Raw genomic sequence first — 15,507 nt, forward strand, 5'->3', positions numbered from 1 at the left:
CTGCTATCCGGAATTCTGGAGCGGGAGAAGAGTCTCGAACTCTCGACCTCAACCTTGGCAAGGTTGCGCTCTACCAACTGAGCTACTCCCGCGTAGGAGTTTGTACTGCTGTTTTACTGCACCATTCGTTTCCGGAGAAACTGGAGCGGGAGAAGAGTCTCGAACTCTCGACCTCAACCTTGGCAAGGTTGCGCTCTACCAACTGAGCTACTCCCGCATTGGAGTCCAACATTTTAGCACTCAGCGTTAAAACTTGCTAGTGCTACGTTATCGATGCTTTGGAGCGGGAGAAGAGTCTCGAACTCTCGACCTCAACCTTGGCAAGGTTGCGCTCTACCAACTGAGCTACTCCCGCGTCGTCGTCATCAACAACAGGCCAGCATTATAGAGGAACTACGCTGGCTGTCAATGGCAATCTTTTGTTTAAGCAAAAATATTGAATATCATTTAGCTGTTTTATCTGTCCCGCCCTGCTCTTACAGCTGGCCGGACTTTTCCTTGATCAGCGGCCAGGCCAGACGCAGGTAGTAGAACATCGACCAGACCGTCAGCACGGCGGCCACTTCCAGCAGGCGCGCCCCCCAGAACTGGCTATCGATAGCACCCCACAGCACATCATGGAACAGCAGCAGCGGAATCGCCATCATCTGCGCCGTCGTCTTGATTTTGCCGATCGAGCTGACCGCCACCGACTTGGAAGCGCCGATCTGCGCCATCCATTCGCGCAGCGCGGAAATGGCGATCTCGCGGCCGATGATGATGAACGACAGCACGGCGTTGGCGCGATCCAGTTGCACCAGCACCAGCAAAGCACCCGCCACCATCAGCTTGTCTGCCACGGGATCAAGGAAGGCACCGAAAGCCGACGTCTGGTTCCAGCGGCGCGCTAAAAATCCGTCAAACCAGTCGGTCACGGCGGCGACGATGAAGACCATGGTGGCGGCCAGATTCTGGTCAGCCACCGGCAGCACCGTGGTGGGCAGGTAGTACACGCCGACTACCAGCGGAATCAGCGCCACGCGCAACCAGGTCAACAGGATCGGAATATTAAAGGGCATAAAAAATCGGCTATCGTGAATGTAGTGATGCGCCGCTAGTCTACCTTGCTACGGCACATTAAACCAGCACACTGTTGAGGCTGCGGATAGAGTGCCGCCTCAGTGTAGCTGGCGATAGATTTCCTCGGCCAGCGCCTGCGAGATGCCTTCCACCTGCTTCAGATCCTCCACGCTGGCATCGACCACGCCGCGCAGACCGCCGAAGCGGGCCAGCAGGCGCTGGCGCCGCTTGGCGCCTATACCTTCGATTTCTTCCAGCCGCGAGGTCTGACGCGTCTTGGCGCGTTTGGCGCGCATGCCGGTAATGGCAAAGCGGTGCGCCTCGTCGCGGATCTGCGCCACCAGCATCAGCGCGGCTGATTCCTTGCCCAGTTCCTGTGCCTCGCGGCCATCGACGAACATCAGGGTTTCCAGCCCCACGCGGCGGCCTTCGCCTTTGGCTACGCCCACGATCAGACTGATATCGAGTCCCAGTTCGGCAAACACCTGTCGTGCCATTTCGATCTGGCCTTTGCCGCCGTCGATCAGCACCACGTCCGGCATCACGCCATCGCCATTGGCGACCTTCTCGTAGCGCCGCATCAGCACCTGCCGCATGGCGGCGTAATCATCGCCTGGCGTAATGTCGTTGATGTTGTAGCGGCGGTACTCGCCGTTCTGCATCTGGTGGTGGTGGAACACCACGCAGGAAGCCTGCGTCGCTTCGCCCTGCGTGTGCGAGATGTCGAAGCATTCGATGCGCAGCGTATCGATATCTTCCGGCTCCAGCGACAGCGCTTCCACCAGCGCACGCGTGCGCGACTGCTGCGAGCCCTGTTCCGACAGCAGGCGTGCCAGCGAGATCTCGGCGCCCTTCTGCGCCAGTTCCAGCCACTTGCGGCGCTGGTCCTGCGGCTGGAACACCAGATGGATGCGGTGACCGCACTGCTCCTGCAACGCCAGCATCAGCGCCGGCTGGTCGAATTCGATGTTCAGAATCAGCGTGCCAGGGATGAATTTTTCAGTGTAATGCTGTACCAGGAAGGCGGCCAGCACTTCCACTTCGATAGGCTGATCGGCAATCGCCGCCGCATCGCCGATATGGTTGGGGAAATAAGCACGGTCGCCTAGATGGCGCCCTCCCCTTACCATGGCCAGATTGACGCAGGCGCGACCACCCTGCACCAGCACGGCCAGAATATCCACATCGGCATCGCCAGTGGTCTCCATGCTTTGCTGATGCAGCACGCGCGACAGCGACTGGATCTGGTTGCGCACGGTGGCAGCCTGCTCGAATTTCAGCTCGGCGGCATAGGCGTGCATTTTCTTTTCCAGCTCGTCCAGAATCTCGGTCTGGCGGCCACGCAGGAAACGCGCCGCATTATCCACGTCCGCCTGATAGTCTTCCTTGCTGATCAGATCCACACAGGGGCCGCTGCAGCGGCCGATCTGGTTGAGCAGACAGGGGCGCGTGCGGTTGCTGTAGACGCTATCCTCGCAGGTACGCAGGCGGAACACCTTCTGCAGGATCTGCATGGATTCCTTGACCGCCCACGAACTGGGGAATGGTCCGAAATACTGGTTCTTGCGATCGACCGCACCGCGGTAGTACACCATGCGCGGCGCTTCGCCCCCCGTGATCTTCAGATACGGGTAGGATTTATCATCGCGGAACAGAATATTGAAGCGGGGGCTCAGTGCCTTGATCAGATTATTCTCAAGGATCAGCGCTTCCGCCTCGCTGTGCGTCACCGTGGTCTCCAGCCGTGCGATGCGCTCGACCATCATGGCGATGCGCGGGCTGCTCAGATTCTTCTGGAAGTAGCTCGACACGCGCTTCTTCAGATCGCGCGCCTTGCCCACATACAGCACCTTGTCTTCCGCATCAAAATAGCGGTACACGCCCGGCAGATTGGGCAGCTTGGCGACGGTCGCCAGCACCTGTGCACGCGCATCGGGCGCGCTATCTTCCACTTCGCTCATCTGGAATCTACACTCAATACACTCACGACACGCCGCTTATGCGGCCTGCTCGACGATCACAAATGCCACCGCGTACTCTTCTTCGTCGCTGATGCTCACCTGTGCCGACAGCTTATGCTGTTCCATGAATTCCTGCAGCACGCCGCTACAGACGATCACCGGCTTGCCGCTGGGGGCATTCAGCATTTGCGCGGCCGGCCACGTCATCGGCATGCGCAGGCCCAGCCCTATGGCTTTGGAAAAGGCTTCCTTGGCAGCGAAGCGGGTCGCCACAAAGCGCACCCCGCGTGCTGCATTCTGAGCCTTGCGGGCATGGTACTTCTCCATCTCCTGTGGCCCCAGTATCTTGCGCGCAAAGCGGTCGCCATAGCGCGCCAGCGACGCCTCGATACGAGGGATCTTGCAGATATCGGTACCGATGCCGTAGATCATGCGCGCGCGCCCAGACGGGTAGCCAGCATGATGGCCTTCATTTCACGCACGGCGTTTTCCCAGCCCACAAACACGGCATGACCGACGATGGCATGGCCAATATTCAGTTCGGCGATTTCAGGGATAGCGGCAATCGCCTGCACATTGGTGTAATGCAGACCGTGGCCGGCATTCACTTTCAGGCCTTTGCCCACGCCATACAGCGCACCGCGCTTGATGCGCTCCAGCTCTGCCGCCTGCTCGGCGCCCGCCGTATCGGCATAGCGCCCCGTGTGCAGCTCGATCACGGGCGCGCCGATGGCAGCCGTAGCATCCATCTGCGCCTCGTCGGCATCGATGAACAGGCTGACGCGGATACCTTCGGCCTGCAGCTGTTTCACGGCTGCTTCCACTGCCTTGTAATGCGTGACCACATCGAGCCCGCCTTCGGTGGTCACTTCGGTGCGCTTTTCCGGCACCAAGCAGACATCGGCCGGTTTGATGCGGCAGGCGAAATCGATCATTTCCGGCGTCACGGCCGCTTCCAGATTCATGCGCGTCAGCAGTTGCGGCGCCAGCGCGATCACGTCGGCGTCCTTGATATGGCGGCGGTCTTCACGCAGGTGCAGGGTGATGCAGTCGGCACCGGCCTGCTCGGCCAGCAGCGCAGCACGGATAGGATCGGGATAGCTGGTGCCGCGTGCATTGCGCAGCGTAGCGACGTGGTCGATGTTCACGCCGAGGTCGATGATGGTGCCTACAGGTTGCAGAAAGCTCATGGTGGATACCGTTTATCTGGTTTATAACTGCAGCAGGTCAATCAGAATCTGCCGCGTATTCAGCGGTGCGCCGCCCAGATGGTGGGCCAGCAGGAACCGCATTAACTGTTTGCTCTGGGACTGCGTGGCGCCGTCCTGATAATCTTCGCGCTCCATATCGAGCAGGGTCTTGCCCGCCACGCCGGGCCAGATATCGGCTGCGCGCTGCGGCCGTGGGCCCCGCTCAGGATCAACCACATACACCACGTCGGCCTGCACCGTGCTGCGGGTATCAGTACAGCGGGTAAGATCTGCGGCCACGCCCGTCTCTTTCAAGAGCGCGCGCTCGAACTTGCGCAGTACGATGGTGGGCGGTTCATTATGCGCTAGCTGGTTAAGTGTCGCGACGTAGTGGTCGAACAGGGCCGGATGGGCATCATCACGCGCCAGCAGTTTGACCAGTAGTTCGTTCAGATAGAAGCCACACAGCAGTGCGGTCTTTTCCAGCGGCAGCATGCCGCCTACCCACTCGGCATCAGTCAGTGTGCGCAACTCCGATTTGCCGACCCAGCTGGAGGACAGTGGCTGGAAGGTCTGCAGCACGCCGCGCAGTTGCGAATGGGGACGTTTGGCGCCCTTGGCGATCAGCGCCACGCGGCCATAGTCGCGCGTGAACAGATCGATGATCAGGCTGGTTTCTTTGTAGGGATAGCTGTGCAGCACAAACGCTGGCTGGCCGGCCACCTTGGTGCCGACGGTGCGTTCGCGTGCGGGCGCGCGGGCTGGCTTTCTGGCCGCCGGAACTGTGGCAGCGGCCGCTGTAGCGGCAGCATACGCCGCTGGGCTTTCCGCTACCTGCTCACGCTGTGCCGCCGCCGGCGCCGCGCTGGCGCCAGCCGCTACATCGTCGGCCTCAAGCGTGATGTTGGACATCGTCCCTCTGTTATTCGTAGCCGTAGGCGCGCAGCCCTGCTTCGTTGTCGGCCCAGCCGGATTTGACCTTGACCCAGATTTCCAGATACACGGGGCCGCCGAACAGCTTTTCCATATCCAGACGGGCTTGCGTCGACACTTCCTTCAGACGCGCGCCCTTATTACCAATGATCATGGACTTGTGGGTATCGCGCTCGACCAGAATCGCCGCGAATACGCGGCGCAGATCGCCTTCCTGCTCGAACTTCTCGATCATCACCGTGCTGGTGTAAGGCAGCTCGTCGCCCACAAAGCGGAACAGCTTCTCGCGCACGATTTCCGAAGCGAGGAATTTTTCGCTGCGGTCGGTAATATCATCCGGTCCGAAGATCGGTTCGTTCTCAGGCAGGAAGCGTTTGATTTCCTTTTCCAGACCGTCAAGCTGGAAGCGCAGCTTGGCCGACACGGGCACGATGGCCGCGAAGTTAAACTTGGCCGCCACCTGCTGGGCGAACGGCAGCAGCACGGCCTTGTCTTTCACGCGGTCGGCTTTGTTAATCACCAGCAGCACCGGCACTTCGGTTGGCAGCAGATCGAGCACCTGCTGGTCGGCCGGGCCGAAGGTACCCGCTTCGATCACGAACAGAATCAGGTCCGACGAAATCAGCGTATTGGTCACCGTCTTGTTCAGCGTCTTGTTGAGCGCATTGGCGTGGCGGGTCTGGAAGCCCGGCGTATCCACGTAGATCAGCTGGGCATCGTCGTAGGTCTGGATGCCGGTAATGCGGTGACGCGTGGTCTGCGCCTTGCGCGAAGTGATGCTGACCTTGGCACCGATCAGGGTGTTCATCAGGGTCGATTTGCCCACATTGGGGCGGCCCACGATGGCGATATAGCCGCAGCGGAACGGAGCGTTGGTGTCGGTAGTCATAATGCCTCTTTACTTGTTGGCCGCTTTGGTGGTGCCTGCCGGCGCCGGGCCAGGCGCAGGCGAGCTGGGTTCGCTCGACTGCACGGTGGCAATACCGGCCAGCTTGAGCTGGGCGGCACGGGGCTTGGCTTTGCGCGCAGCGCCCGGCGTTTTCACCAGTGCCTGCTCGGCGACTTCCAGCGCCAGCTTGGCCGCAGCCTGTTCACCGGCACGACGGCTACCGCCGCGGCCAAATACCTGTATGCCCAGCTTGGGCACCAGACATTCGATTTCGAATTCCTGGCTGTGCGCGGCGCCATGGGTGGCTACCACGTTGTACAGCGGCAGGGAGATTTTTTTACTTTGCAGGAATTCCTGCAGCAGCGTCTTGGCATCCTTGCCCAGCGTCTGTGGGTCCACCGTGTCGAGGATGGGGATGTAGAACGCGCGGATCACATCGCGCGCGGGATTGAAACCGCCGTCGAGGAAGATAGCGCCCAGCAGCGCTTCCAGCGTATCGGCCAGAATCGACGGGCGGCGGAAACCGCCCGATTTCAGTTCGCCTTCGCCGAGGCGCAGGAACTGCGACAGTTCCAGCTTCTGGGCGATTTCGAACAGCGATTGCTGCTTGACCAGATTGGCGCGCAGGCGCGACAGGTCGCCCTCGTCGATCTGCACATAGCGTTCGTACAGGATGGATGCCACTACGCAGTTCAGTACCGAGTCGCCCAGAAACTCCAGTCGCTCGTTGTGCAAGCTGCTATGGCTACGGTGCGTCAAGGCTTGCTGTAACAGCCCAGCATCCTGGAACGTGTAGCCTAGACGGGTTTGCAGTAACTGGAGATTCATTATTCGATTCGTCGGTTTGCTAAAACAGTTTATTGGTCGGTACGGGGCATGCCATGTTTGGCTGTGCTGCCTTCATATTCCAGCAGCAAGCTGGCCGGTCCGAGCAGGGGGATTTTCTTTTCGTAGGCGAAGCTGATTTCCGTTTCGCCGTTTTCGCCCCGGCTGATGATCAGATCTTTGCCGTTGATGGCGTTGATGTAGCCCACGGTGGCACTGGCATCGAAGGCCTTCTGCATCTGCAGCACCGTGCCACCGCCCGCCTTGGCGCTGACGATGGCATTCTGGATGGCGCGATATTCCGTGTAGGTGGGCACGATTTTCAGCGCCAGCACGGCGACAAAACCACCCACGGCCAGCAACACGATGAGCCCGACCAGTGATATCCCCTGCTGCCTAGCTGTGTGCATGACCGTTCCTTTCGCCACGTCAGTGCTTAGTGGATGGAGCCGATACGGCGCCAGTTACCGAGGTTGAGCCAGACAAAGAATGCCTTACCGACGATATTCTTGTCAGGTACAAAGCCCCAGTAGCGACTGTCCGCGCTATTGTCGCGGTTATCACCCATCATGAAGTAATTACCGGCAGGTACCGTGCAAGTAAAGCCTTCATAACGGTAAGTGCAATTCTCGCTATACGGGAACTGCTTCACGCCTTCCAGATTCAGGGTAGGCGCCGCTTCGTTATTGAGGATGCGGTGCGCCACCCCCGTCAGATCTTCCGTGTACTGCTTGTTGTACACCAGATGCTCGTCATCCAGATAATCGTCCAGCGCGGTGTACTTCACTTCCACGCCATTCACGGTTAAGCGCTTGTTTTCATAGGTGATTTTATCACCGGGCACGCCGATCACGCGTTTGATGTAATCCTGGCTCATATCCTGCGGATATTTGAACACCATCACATCGCCACGCTGCGGGTCGTTGATCTGGACTATCTTCTGATTGATGATAGGCAGACGTATGCCGTAAGTGAACTTATTTACCAGAATCAGATCACCTACCAGCAAGGTCGGCACCATCGACGACGAGGGAATCTTGAACGGTTCGTACAGGAAAGAGCGCAGGAAGAACACCAGTGCGATGACGGGGAAGAAACTGCCCGAGTATTCGATCCACGTCGGCTGGCGCAGCAGGCCCGCTTCGATGGCGGCACGGTTGCCCTGATTGTCTACCTTGATGCCGTCGGCTGTCAGCTTGGCGTTGCGGGCGTCGTATTCGGCCAGTGCACGGTCAGCCGCAGCGCGGCGCTGCTTGGCCAGATAGAACACATCGAGGAACCAGATCACGCCCGTCACCACCATCAGGATGAACAGGATTAAAGCGAAATTGCCCAGAATTACTTGCAGGTTCATTTCTCTTCCACTTGTAAAATTGCCAGGAAGGCTTCTTGTGGAATTTCCACCGAGCCCACTTGCTTCATACGTTTTTTACCAGCCTTCTGCTTCTCCAGCAGTTTCTTCTTACGGCTGACGTCACCGCCGTAGCACTTGGCCAGCACGTTCTTGCGCAGCGCCTTGACGTTTTCGCGCGAGATCACGGTGGCGCCGATGGCGGCCTGAATCGCCACGTCGAACATCTGACGGGGAATCAGTTCGCGCATCTTGGCGGCGACCTGACGGCCACGGTAGGCACTGTTGGAGCGGTGTACGATGATGGCCAGCGCATCGACTTTTTCGCTGTTGATCAGCATGTCCACCTTGACCACGTCCGAAGAACGGTATTCCTTGAACTCGTAATCCATCGACGCGTAACCGCGCGAAGTCGATTTCAGCTTATCGAAGAAGTCCAGCACGATTTCGCCCATCGGCATTTCGTACACCAGCTTGACCTGACGGCCGTGGTAGCTCATGTCCATCTGCACGCCGCGCTTGCCGATACACAGGGTAATCACCGAGCCCACGTATTCCTGCGGCATGTACAGATTGACGGTGACAATCGGTTCGCGGATATCGGCAATCTTCGATGGTTCCGGCATACGCGAAGGATTGTCCACCTTCAGGATGCTGCCGTCACGCATTTCCACTTCGTACACCACGGTCGGCGCCGTGGTGATCAGATCCATATCGAATTCGCGTTCCAGACGTTCCTGCACGATTTCCATGTGCAGCAGACCGAGGAAGCCGCAACGGAAGCCAAAGCCCAGCGCCTGCGACACTTCCGGCTCGTACATCAGGGCCGCGTCATTGAGCTTGAGTTTTTCCAGCGAGTCGCGCAGGGCGTCGTACTGGTTGGCTTCGACAGGGAACAGACCGGCAAACACCTGTGGCTGCACTTCCTTGAAGCCGGGCAGCGGCTCCGGTGCGGCGCGGCTGGCCAGCGTGACGGTATCGCCCACTTTGGCCGCTTTCAGTTCCTTGATACCGGCAATGATGAAGCCTACCTGACCGGCCGACAGCTGCGGCAGCGAGACGGAGCGGGGCGCAAACACACCAATGTCTTCCACCAGCTGCACCGAGTCGGTGGCCATCAGCTTGATCTTGTCTTTCGGACGCAGGGTGCCGTTGACCACACGCACCAGCATCACCACGCCCACATAGGCGTCGTACCACGAGTCGACGATCAGCGCCTGCAGCGGCGCATCCGGATCGCCCTTCGGTGGCGGCACTTTGGCAATGATGGATTCCAGCACATCGTCCACGCCCAGACCCGTCTTGGCCGAGCAGTGCACGGCGTCGCCGGCTTCGATGCCGATCACGTCTTCGATTTCCGCAATCGCGCTTGGCGGGTCGGCATTCGGCAAGTCGATCTTGTTCAGTACCGGCACCACTTCCACGCCCAGATCCAGCGCCGTGTAGCAATTGGCCACGGTCTGTGCTTCTACGCCCTGCGAGGCATCCACCACCAGCAACGCGCCTTCGCAGGCCGACAGCGAACGCGACACTTCATAGGAAAAGTCGACGTGGCCGGGGGTATCGATCAGGTTCAGGTTGTACACCTTGCCATCGCGCGCCTTGTACTGCAGAGCAGCCGTCTGGGCTTTAATGGTAATGCCGCGCTCGCGCTCCAGATCCATAGAATCGAGCACCTGCGCCTCCATCTCGCGCTCGGACAAGCCGCCGCACAGCTGAATGATGCGGTCGGCCAGGGTCGATTTACCGTGGTCGATGTGGGCGATGATGGAGAAATTGCGTATGTTATTCATTAACAGAGCCAAAAAACAGTCAAAAACGGGTACGAAACTAGTACAAAACGGGGCCGCTGGCCTAGCGCCGGCGCGCCATACAAAAAAAGCGCTCCGAGCGGGGCTGTCTGCCCTGGCGAGCGCCTTGATCACAGCGAGACTCAACTCCCGGCACCCTATCGGGATGCCTTACCCCCGGCATTTTACCGGATTTCAGAGTGGAAAGCCCGACTTTGCGCGGCAAAATGCTGCACTGCGCTCTCTGGCGCGCACAAAACAGGGATAAATTGCCTAAATTTTTAGCAGGCAGCCAGCAATTCGCGGACTTTTGCTTCGTCGAGGAAATAATGGCACAGCTCAGGCTGGTCCAGATCGGCAAACAGCACGGGCACCAGCTCATCGAAACGGGCTACCAGCGCCGGATCGTCGTCGACATCGATCACATCGACCGTAATCGGCTGTTGCGGGGTTTGCAGGCGCATCAGGGCATCCAGCATGTCCTGACATAAATGACAATAACTGCGCGAATAGAGGGTGAAATGCATAATCGGCACAGGGCCAGCCAGCAACCGCAGCGGCTGGCCCCGCAAACTCCTTATTTAGCGCTAGGACGGATGAAAATGAATTGCGACTGATCGCCGCGGCGCACCAGCAGCACGACCGGTTTTTTACTGTCGAGCTTGGACACCAGTGCGTGGAACTGGCGTGCATCGCGGATCTCCGTGTTATTCACCTGCAATAACACATCGCCCTGCTCCAGACCGGCATCGGCTGCAGCCCCGTCGGCGCCATCGAGCTGCACGCCGCCGCTCACGCCCAGCGCTTTCTTCTGCTCGGCCGACAGATCACTGACCCGCAGCCCCAGCGCGTAGGCAGCCGCTTTATCGGCCGGCGCAGCCTCCCCCTTACCTTCGCCTTTGCCTTTGGCGCGGGCCTCGGCCTTGGCCTGCTTCTCGCCATCGAGATCAGCGATGCTGATCGGCAGTTCGATCTGCTTGCCCTGACGCCACAGGGTAATCGTCAGCTTGGCGTCCAGCGGCGTACTCCCCACCAGCCGTGGCAGATCGGACGAGCGATTGATCGCCGTGCCATTGAACTTGAGGATGATATCGCCCGCCTTGACGCCCGCCTTATCGGCCGGACTGCCGCTCTCCACTTGCGATACCAGCGCCCCCTGAGCCGACTTCAGTCCCAGCGACTCGGCCACATCCTTGCTCACTTCGGCGATCTTCACGCCCATGCGGCCGCGCGTCACTTTGCCGGTCTTCTTGATCTGCTCGGACACGCGCACCGCTTCGTCGATAGGAATGGCGAAGGAAATCCCGTTATAGCCACCGGACAGCGTGGCGATCTGCGAATTAATGCCGATCACTTCGCCGCGCATATTAATCAGCGGACCGCCGGAATTGCCGGGATTAACCGCCACATCACTCTGGATCAGGGCCAGATAGTCGCCCGTATCACGCTGCTTGGCCGAGATGATGCCCGCCGTCACGGTGTTTTCCAGATTGAAGGGCGAGCCGATGGCAATCACCCATTCGCCCACCCGGATCTTGTCGGAGCTACCCAGCACCAGATAGGGCAGATTCGCCCCTTCGATCTTCAGCACAGCCACATCGGTGCTGGCATCGGCGCCCAGCACTTTGGCCTTGAATTCCCGTTTATCCGTCAGCGTCACCAGCACCTCGTCGGCGCCATCGATCACGTGCGCATTGGTCATCACATAGCCATCGGCCGACAGGATGAAGCCCGAGCCTACGCCGCGCGGCACGGGTTCTTCCGACGGTGCCTGGCGGCGGCCGCGCGGCACCGCTTTGCCACCGGGCTGTGGCAGCGCACCGCCAAAGAAGCGACGCAGGAATTCCTGCATTTCTTCATCACCAATCTGGCCCTGAGCCCCCATGCGCCCAGTTTTCGGCCGTTCCAGCGTACGGATATTCACCACGGCAGGGCCCACCTGATCCACCAGATCGGCAAAATTCGGCAAACCTGCCACAGCGGCAGTAGTGGCAGCAGCGGCAGCATGCGCCTGCAACGGCGCCAGTGCCAGCGCCACAGGGGAACTCCAGACAGCGGCGCCCAGCACTAGCGCCCCCAGCGTTTTACGATCGACAGCAAGAGTATTTTTCATGGAAGGTCATCATCTCTAACAGGTTGCGGAACGCAGCACACTGATGCAGGCTGGCCTGGCAGCCCCTGCATACAGGATCGCTTATGGTAAGCGAAAACGTGCACTTCGGCACAGTGGCGCCACTCAGGACGAGATGGTACTACCCTGCGTATCGGCGTCGTCGGGTGTCTCTGCGCTAGCACTGCCGGCCGCAACCTTGATTGCGCCCCGCACATAGGCAGGCTCGCCTGCCAGTCGCTGGGCCAATCCGGCCAGCAAGGATGCCTCGGCTTGCGCATCCGGCGCACGCCCAGCGTGGGTGCGCAGGACATCGCCTAGTAGGTGGTAGGCGCGCCAGTGGTGCTGTCCGTCCGGCGTGGTCAGTGCGGCCAGCGCCAGCTCGCGCTCGCTCTCGTCCAGCTCGCCGTCGGCCAGTGCCGAAAGCTGTTCACGCATCCGTGTCTGCATATCCATCGTGCCATCCGCCCTATCCCGACCCTAGCCTGTAAGCATTTCCAGCCGGAACCATCATTGCTGCCTTACCAGCGCTTGTCAACCGGCATATCGAGCAAGGGGCGCAGTTTGTTGGCAATGACTTCGCGCGCACGGAAGATGCGGCTACGTACCGTGCCAATGGGACATGCCATGATGGCGGAAATTTCTTCATAACTCAGACCTTCAATTTCACGCAGGGCGATGGCGGTGCGCAGATCTAGTGGCAAGGCATCCATGGCGGCATTCACGGTCTGGGCGATCTGTTTGCTGGCCAACATGGACTCCGGCGTATTCATATCGCGTAACTGTTCACCCTCCCCCATGCTTTCCGCCTGCTCGGCATCGATCTCGGTCGAGGTGGGCGTGCGCCGCCCCTGTGTCGCCAGAAAATTCTTCGCCGTGTTGATGCCGATACGGTATAGCCATGTGTAGAAAGCCGACTCGCCACGAAAATGCCGCAAGGCGCGATAAGCTTTGATAAACGTCTCCTGCACCACATCCTCGGCTTCGCTCTGGTCATGCACGATACGCGACAGCAGACGCATCAGCCTGCGCTGGTATTTCGCCACCAGCAGGTCGAAGGCCTGTTTGTCGCCATCCCGCACCCGTTCTACCAGTTGCTCGTCACACTCGCGTTCAGTTGTCACGCCCGCATTCCTCGATGGTCTGCAGCGCCGACAAACCCGCTATCCAAGCTATAGAGTTTGCGCGCTGCAAGAAGTTCCGCGTTTATTTGCTGCCGCCCCGCGCCGCCAGCGCCCGACTGGCCAGCATCAGCGCGCGCCAATCGGCTGCGCTCACGCTGTCGGGCAGCACCAGCAGATAGCGGCCATGCTGGCCAGCCACGCCCAGATGCAGCAGCAACAGAGAGGGCCAGATCAGGCTCCCCGCCAGCAGATAGTGCGCGTGCGGCGTGACCGTCGTCCGTACCGCAACGCACGCTGGCATGCTGCCCTGCGTCGCCGTGTTCAGCGCAGCCTTTTGCAAAGTGCTCTGCGCAGTTTTCTGATATACCGACAAGTACCACTGGCCGCCAGCGGATATATCAAGCTGCTGCAAGCCGCACTCGGGTTGGCGGCGCGCACCTGCGGCCAGCACGACACAGAGCAAGCTCCAGCCCTGCTCCGGCGCCGCGAGTGCCGTCAGGCAGACGGCACAACGCATGGCGCAGCACAGCCAGCGCAAGCAGACCGAGGGACGTAGCACGACACTGGCAGCAATCGACATGGCAAGCCGCACGTAGAACTAAGCAACAGGGAAAAACAGATGGAAGCGCCAACCGGATGGTCGGGCAATTCTGGCAGCAGCGAGTGCCGCTACCGAATTGACGCTCACCCTGTTTGGACAGGGTGAGCGTTATTTAGTTCAGGCCGGAGCCGAACCGGGTATTACAGTTTGCCGAATACCAGACTGCCGTTGGTGCCGCCGAAGCCGAACGAGTTCTTGACTGCATACTCGATCTTCATATCGCGCGCCACGTTGGCACAGAAGTCCAGATCGCAGGCCGGATCCTGGTTGAAGATGTTAATGGTCGGTGGCGACACCTGATGGTGTACTGCCAGTACCGTAAACACTGCTTCCAGACCGCCGGCACCGCCCAGCAGGTGACCCGTCATCGACTTGGTCGAGTTGATCACCATGTTTTTGGCGTGCGCACCGAAGGTACGCTTGATACCCTGCACCTCGGCCAGATCGCCCAGCGGGGTCGACGTGCCGTGGGCATTCAGGTACTGCACCTGATCCGGATTGACACCGGCATGCGCCAGTGCAGCAATCACGGACTTGCTGCCGCCGCTACCATCTTCCAGAGGCGAAGTCATGTGATAAGCATCGGCACTCATGCCGAAGCCCAGCAGCTCCGCGTAGATTTTGGCGCCGCGCGCTTTGGCGTGCTCGTACTCTTCCAGCACCATGACACCGGCGCCTTCGCCCAGCACGAAACCGTCACGATCGGTATCCCATGGACGGGAAGCGGTCGCTGGATCATCGTTGCGGGTGGACAGAGCACGGGCCGAAGCGAAGCCGCCCAGACCCAGTGGCGATACGGTCGATTCCGCACCGCCAGCGATCATCACGTCGGCATCGCCGTATTCGATCAGGCGGGCCGCCATGCCGATGCAGTGCAGGCCGGTGGTGCAGGCCGTCACGATCGACAGGTTAGGACCGCGCATGCCGTACTTGATCGACAGATTGCCCGAGATCATATTGATGATCGAAGCAGGCACGAAGAATGGCGAGATACGGCGCGGACCGCGCTTGTCGTAGTCTTGCTTGGTTTCTTCGATCAGCGGCAAGCCGCCGATACCGGAACCGATCATCACGCCGATACGATCGGCGTTCTCTTCGGTTACGACCAGGCCAGCGTCCTGCACCGACTGTATGCCGGCGGCCATGCCGTAATGGATAAAGGTATCCATGTGGCGCGCTTCTTTAGCGGGGATGTAATCCTCGATATTGAAGCCTTTGACTTCACCGGCGAACTGGGTGGTGAAAGCTTGCGCATCAAACTTGGTGATGCTGGCGATCCCCGATTTACCTTCGGTGATGGCGGCCCACGAATCGGCAATAGTATTGCCGACCGGGGTCACGCAGCCGAGGCCGGTGACGACAACACGACGGTTTTTAGAACCTCTCAAGCGATTCTCCTAGAGTCGATCGGGCAGAATTAGGCCTTGACGTGGGCAGTAGCGTAGTCAATCGCTTGCTGCACGGTCGTGATCTTTTCTGCTTGTTCGTCAGGGATTTCCATTTCGAATTCGTCTTCCAGAGCCATTACCAGCTCTACGGTGTCCAGCGAGTCAGCGCCGAGATCGTCAACGAACGAGGACTCGGTCTTGATGTCTGCTTCAGCGACGCCCAGTTGTTCAGCGACGATTTTCTTAACGCGTTGTTCGATATCCGACATGTTATGGCTCCATTATG

17 protein-coding genes and 3 tRNA genes are annotated in these 15,507 nt (G+C 59.6%); all 20 read right to left on the reverse strand.

Going from position 1 to position 15,507, the window contains the following annotated elements; translation table 11 throughout:
- Positions 1-16 precede the first annotated feature (16 nt).
- A tRNA-Gly gene (locus tag ABNT42_RS09675) sits at positions 17-92 on the reverse strand.
- Positions 93-141: 49 nt separating this feature from the next.
- Positions 142-217 (reverse strand) — tRNA-Gly (locus ABNT42_RS09680).
- 62 nt (positions 218-279) lie between these two features.
- Positions 280-355, reverse strand: a tRNA-Gly gene (locus tag ABNT42_RS09685).
- Between the two features lie 121 nt (positions 356-476).
- On the reverse strand, positions 477-1,058 hold the full coding sequence (gene pgsA, locus ABNT42_RS09690; RefSeq protein ID WP_161035005.1) for a CDP-diacylglycerol--glycerol-3-phosphate 3-phosphatidyltransferase: 582 nt from the start codon (positions 1,056-1,058) through the stop codon (positions 477-479).
- 99 nt (positions 1,059-1,157) lie between these two features.
- Positions 1,158-3,020, reverse strand: coding sequence for an excinuclease ABC subunit UvrC (gene uvrC / locus ABNT42_RS09695; RefSeq protein ID WP_348696500.1), 1,863 nt, complete (start codon positions 3,018-3,020; stop codon positions 1,158-1,160).
- A 36-nt stretch (positions 3,021-3,056) separates the two neighbouring features.
- On the reverse strand, positions 3,057-3,452 hold the full coding sequence (acpS, locus tag ABNT42_RS09700) for a holo-ACP synthase (RefSeq protein ID WP_348696502.1): 396 nt from the start codon (positions 3,450-3,452) through the stop codon (positions 3,057-3,059).
- Positions 3,449-4,210 (reverse strand): pyridoxine 5'-phosphate synthase, encoded by a 762-nt coding sequence (gene pdxJ, locus ABNT42_RS09705; RefSeq protein WP_348696504.1) that lies wholly within the window; start codon positions 4,208-4,210, stop codon positions 3,449-3,451. The genes acpS and pdxJ overlap by 4 nt, the downstream gene beginning before the upstream one ends.
- Before the next feature lie 21 nt (positions 4,211-4,231).
- Positions 4,232-5,122: a DNA repair protein RecO gene (recO, locus tag ABNT42_RS09710; protein WP_348696506.1), complete on the reverse strand. Its 891-nt coding sequence runs from the start codon at positions 5,120-5,122 to the stop codon at positions 4,232-4,234.
- 10 nt (positions 5,123-5,132) lie between these two features.
- A complete protein-coding gene (era, locus tag ABNT42_RS09715; RefSeq protein ID WP_155435128.1) occupies positions 5,133-6,032 on the reverse strand; it encodes a GTPase Era in 900 nt (299 codons plus the stop codon).
- Positions 6,033-6,041: 9 nt separating this feature from the next.
- Positions 6,042-6,860: a ribonuclease III gene (rnc, locus tag ABNT42_RS09720; protein WP_348696508.1), complete on the reverse strand. Its 819-nt coding sequence runs from the start codon at positions 6,858-6,860 to the stop codon at positions 6,042-6,044.
- 29 nt (positions 6,861-6,889) lie between these two features.
- Positions 6,890-7,267 (reverse strand): DUF4845 domain-containing protein, encoded by a 378-nt coding sequence (locus ABNT42_RS09725; RefSeq protein ID WP_348696510.1) that lies wholly within the window; start codon positions 7,265-7,267, stop codon positions 6,890-6,892.
- A gap of 26 nt (positions 7,268-7,293) precedes the next feature.
- Complete coding sequence (gene lepB / locus ABNT42_RS09730) at positions 7,294-8,211, reverse strand: signal peptidase I (protein ID WP_348696512.1); 918 nt, start codon at positions 8,209-8,211, stop codon at positions 7,294-7,296.
- Positions 8,208-10,001, reverse strand: a complete 1,794-nt coding sequence (gene lepA, locus ABNT42_RS09735) for a translation elongation factor 4 (protein ID WP_348696514.1) — start codon at positions 9,999-10,001, stop codon at positions 8,208-8,210. The genes lepB and lepA overlap by 4 nt, the downstream gene beginning before the upstream one ends.
- A gap of 278 nt (positions 10,002-10,279) precedes the next feature.
- On the reverse strand, positions 10,280-10,525 hold the full coding sequence (locus ABNT42_RS09740) for a glutaredoxin family protein (protein ID WP_348696516.1): 246 nt from the start codon (positions 10,523-10,525) through the stop codon (positions 10,280-10,282).
- Positions 10,526-10,575: 50 nt separating this feature from the next.
- Complete coding sequence (locus ABNT42_RS09745; RefSeq protein WP_348696517.1) at positions 10,576-12,111, reverse strand: Do family serine endopeptidase; 1,536 nt, start codon at positions 12,109-12,111, stop codon at positions 10,576-10,578.
- A 123-nt stretch (positions 12,112-12,234) separates the two neighbouring features.
- Positions 12,235-12,546, reverse strand: coding sequence for an RseA family anti-sigma factor (locus tag ABNT42_RS09750; RefSeq protein WP_348696518.1), 312 nt, complete (start codon positions 12,544-12,546; stop codon positions 12,235-12,237).
- A gap of 83 nt (positions 12,547-12,629) precedes the next feature.
- Entirely contained in the window at positions 12,630-13,232 is a 603-nt protein-coding gene (rpoE, locus tag ABNT42_RS09755; RefSeq protein WP_348696520.1) for an RNA polymerase sigma factor RpoE, read from the reverse strand.
- 82 nt (positions 13,233-13,314) lie between these two features.
- Positions 13,315-13,812 carry a protein YgfX gene (locus ABNT42_RS09760; protein ID WP_348696521.1) on the reverse strand — a complete coding sequence of 166 codons (498 nt, stop codon included), beginning with the start codon at positions 13,810-13,812 and terminating at the stop codon, positions 13,315-13,317.
- Positions 13,813-13,973: 161 nt separating this feature from the next.
- A complete protein-coding gene (fabF, locus tag ABNT42_RS09765) occupies positions 13,974-15,221 on the reverse strand; it encodes a beta-ketoacyl-ACP synthase II (RefSeq protein ID WP_348696523.1) in 1,248 nt (415 codons plus the stop codon).
- 29 nt (positions 15,222-15,250) lie between these two features.
- Positions 15,251-15,490 carry an acyl carrier protein gene (acpP, locus tag ABNT42_RS09770; RefSeq protein WP_055936274.1) on the reverse strand — a complete coding sequence of 80 codons (240 nt, stop codon included), beginning with the start codon at positions 15,488-15,490 and terminating at the stop codon, positions 15,251-15,253.
- Between the last annotated feature and the right edge of the window lie 17 nt (positions 15,491-15,507).

The organism is Duganella fentianensis (assembly GCF_964031615.1).
Taxonomy (GTDB): Bacteria; Pseudomonadota; Gammaproteobacteria; order Burkholderiales; family Burkholderiaceae_D; genus Rugamonas; species Rugamonas fentianensis_A.

What these genes read in the sequence shown, in the direction of transcription:
- pgsA (WP_161035005.1), bottom strand. Translation starts at nt 1,058, where the DNA reads ATGCCCTTTAATATTCCGATCCTGTTGACCTGGTTGCGCGTGGCGCTG.
- uvrC (WP_348696500.1), bottom strand. Translation starts at nt 3,020, where the DNA reads ATGAGCGAAGTGGAAGATAGCGCGCCCGATGCGCGTGCACAGGTGCTG.
- acpS (WP_348696502.1), bottom strand. Translation starts at nt 3,452, where the DNA reads ATGATCTACGGCATCGGTACCGATATCTGCAAGATCCCTCGTATCGAG.
- pdxJ (WP_348696504.1), bottom strand. Translation starts at nt 4,210, where the DNA reads ATGAGCTTTCTGCAACCTGTAGGCACCATCATCGACCTCGGCGTGAAC.
- recO (WP_348696506.1), bottom strand. Translation starts at nt 5,122, where the DNA reads ATGTCCAACATCACGCTTGAGGCCGACGATGTAGCGGCTGGCGCCAGC.
- era (WP_155435128.1), bottom strand. Translation starts at nt 6,032, where the DNA reads ATGACTACCGACACCAACGCTCCGTTCCGCTGCGGCTATATCGCCATC.
- rnc (WP_348696508.1), bottom strand. Translation starts at nt 6,860, where the DNA reads ATGAATCTCCAGTTACTGCAAACCCGTCTAGGCTACACGTTCCAGGAT.
- ABNT42_RS09725 (WP_348696510.1), bottom strand. Translation starts at nt 7,267, where the DNA reads ATGCACACAGCTAGGCAGCAGGGGATATCACTGGTCGGGCTCATCGTG.
- lepB (WP_348696512.1), bottom strand. Translation starts at nt 8,211, where the DNA reads ATGAACCTGCAAGTAATTCTGGGCAATTTCGCTTTAATCCTGTTCATC.
- lepA (WP_348696514.1), bottom strand. Translation starts at nt 10,001, where the DNA reads ATGAATAACATACGCAATTTCTCCATCATCGCCCACATCGACCACGGT.
- ABNT42_RS09740 (WP_348696516.1), bottom strand. Translation starts at nt 10,525, where the DNA reads ATGCATTTCACCCTCTATTCGCGCAGTTATTGTCATTTATGTCAGGAC.
- ABNT42_RS09745 (WP_348696517.1), bottom strand. Translation starts at nt 12,111, where the DNA reads ATGAAAAATACTCTTGCTGTCGATCGTAAAACGCTGGGGGCGCTAGTG.
- ABNT42_RS09750 (WP_348696518.1), bottom strand. Translation starts at nt 12,546, where the DNA reads ATGCGTGAACAGCTTTCGGCACTGGCCGACGGCGAGCTGGACGAGAGC.
- ABNT42_RS09760 (WP_348696521.1), bottom strand. Translation starts at nt 13,812, where the DNA reads ATGTCGATTGCTGCCAGTGTCGTGCTACGTCCCTCGGTCTGCTTGCGC.
- acpP (WP_055936274.1), bottom strand. Translation starts at nt 15,490, where the DNA reads ATGTCGGATATCGAACAACGCGTTAAGAAAATCGTCGCTGAACAACTG.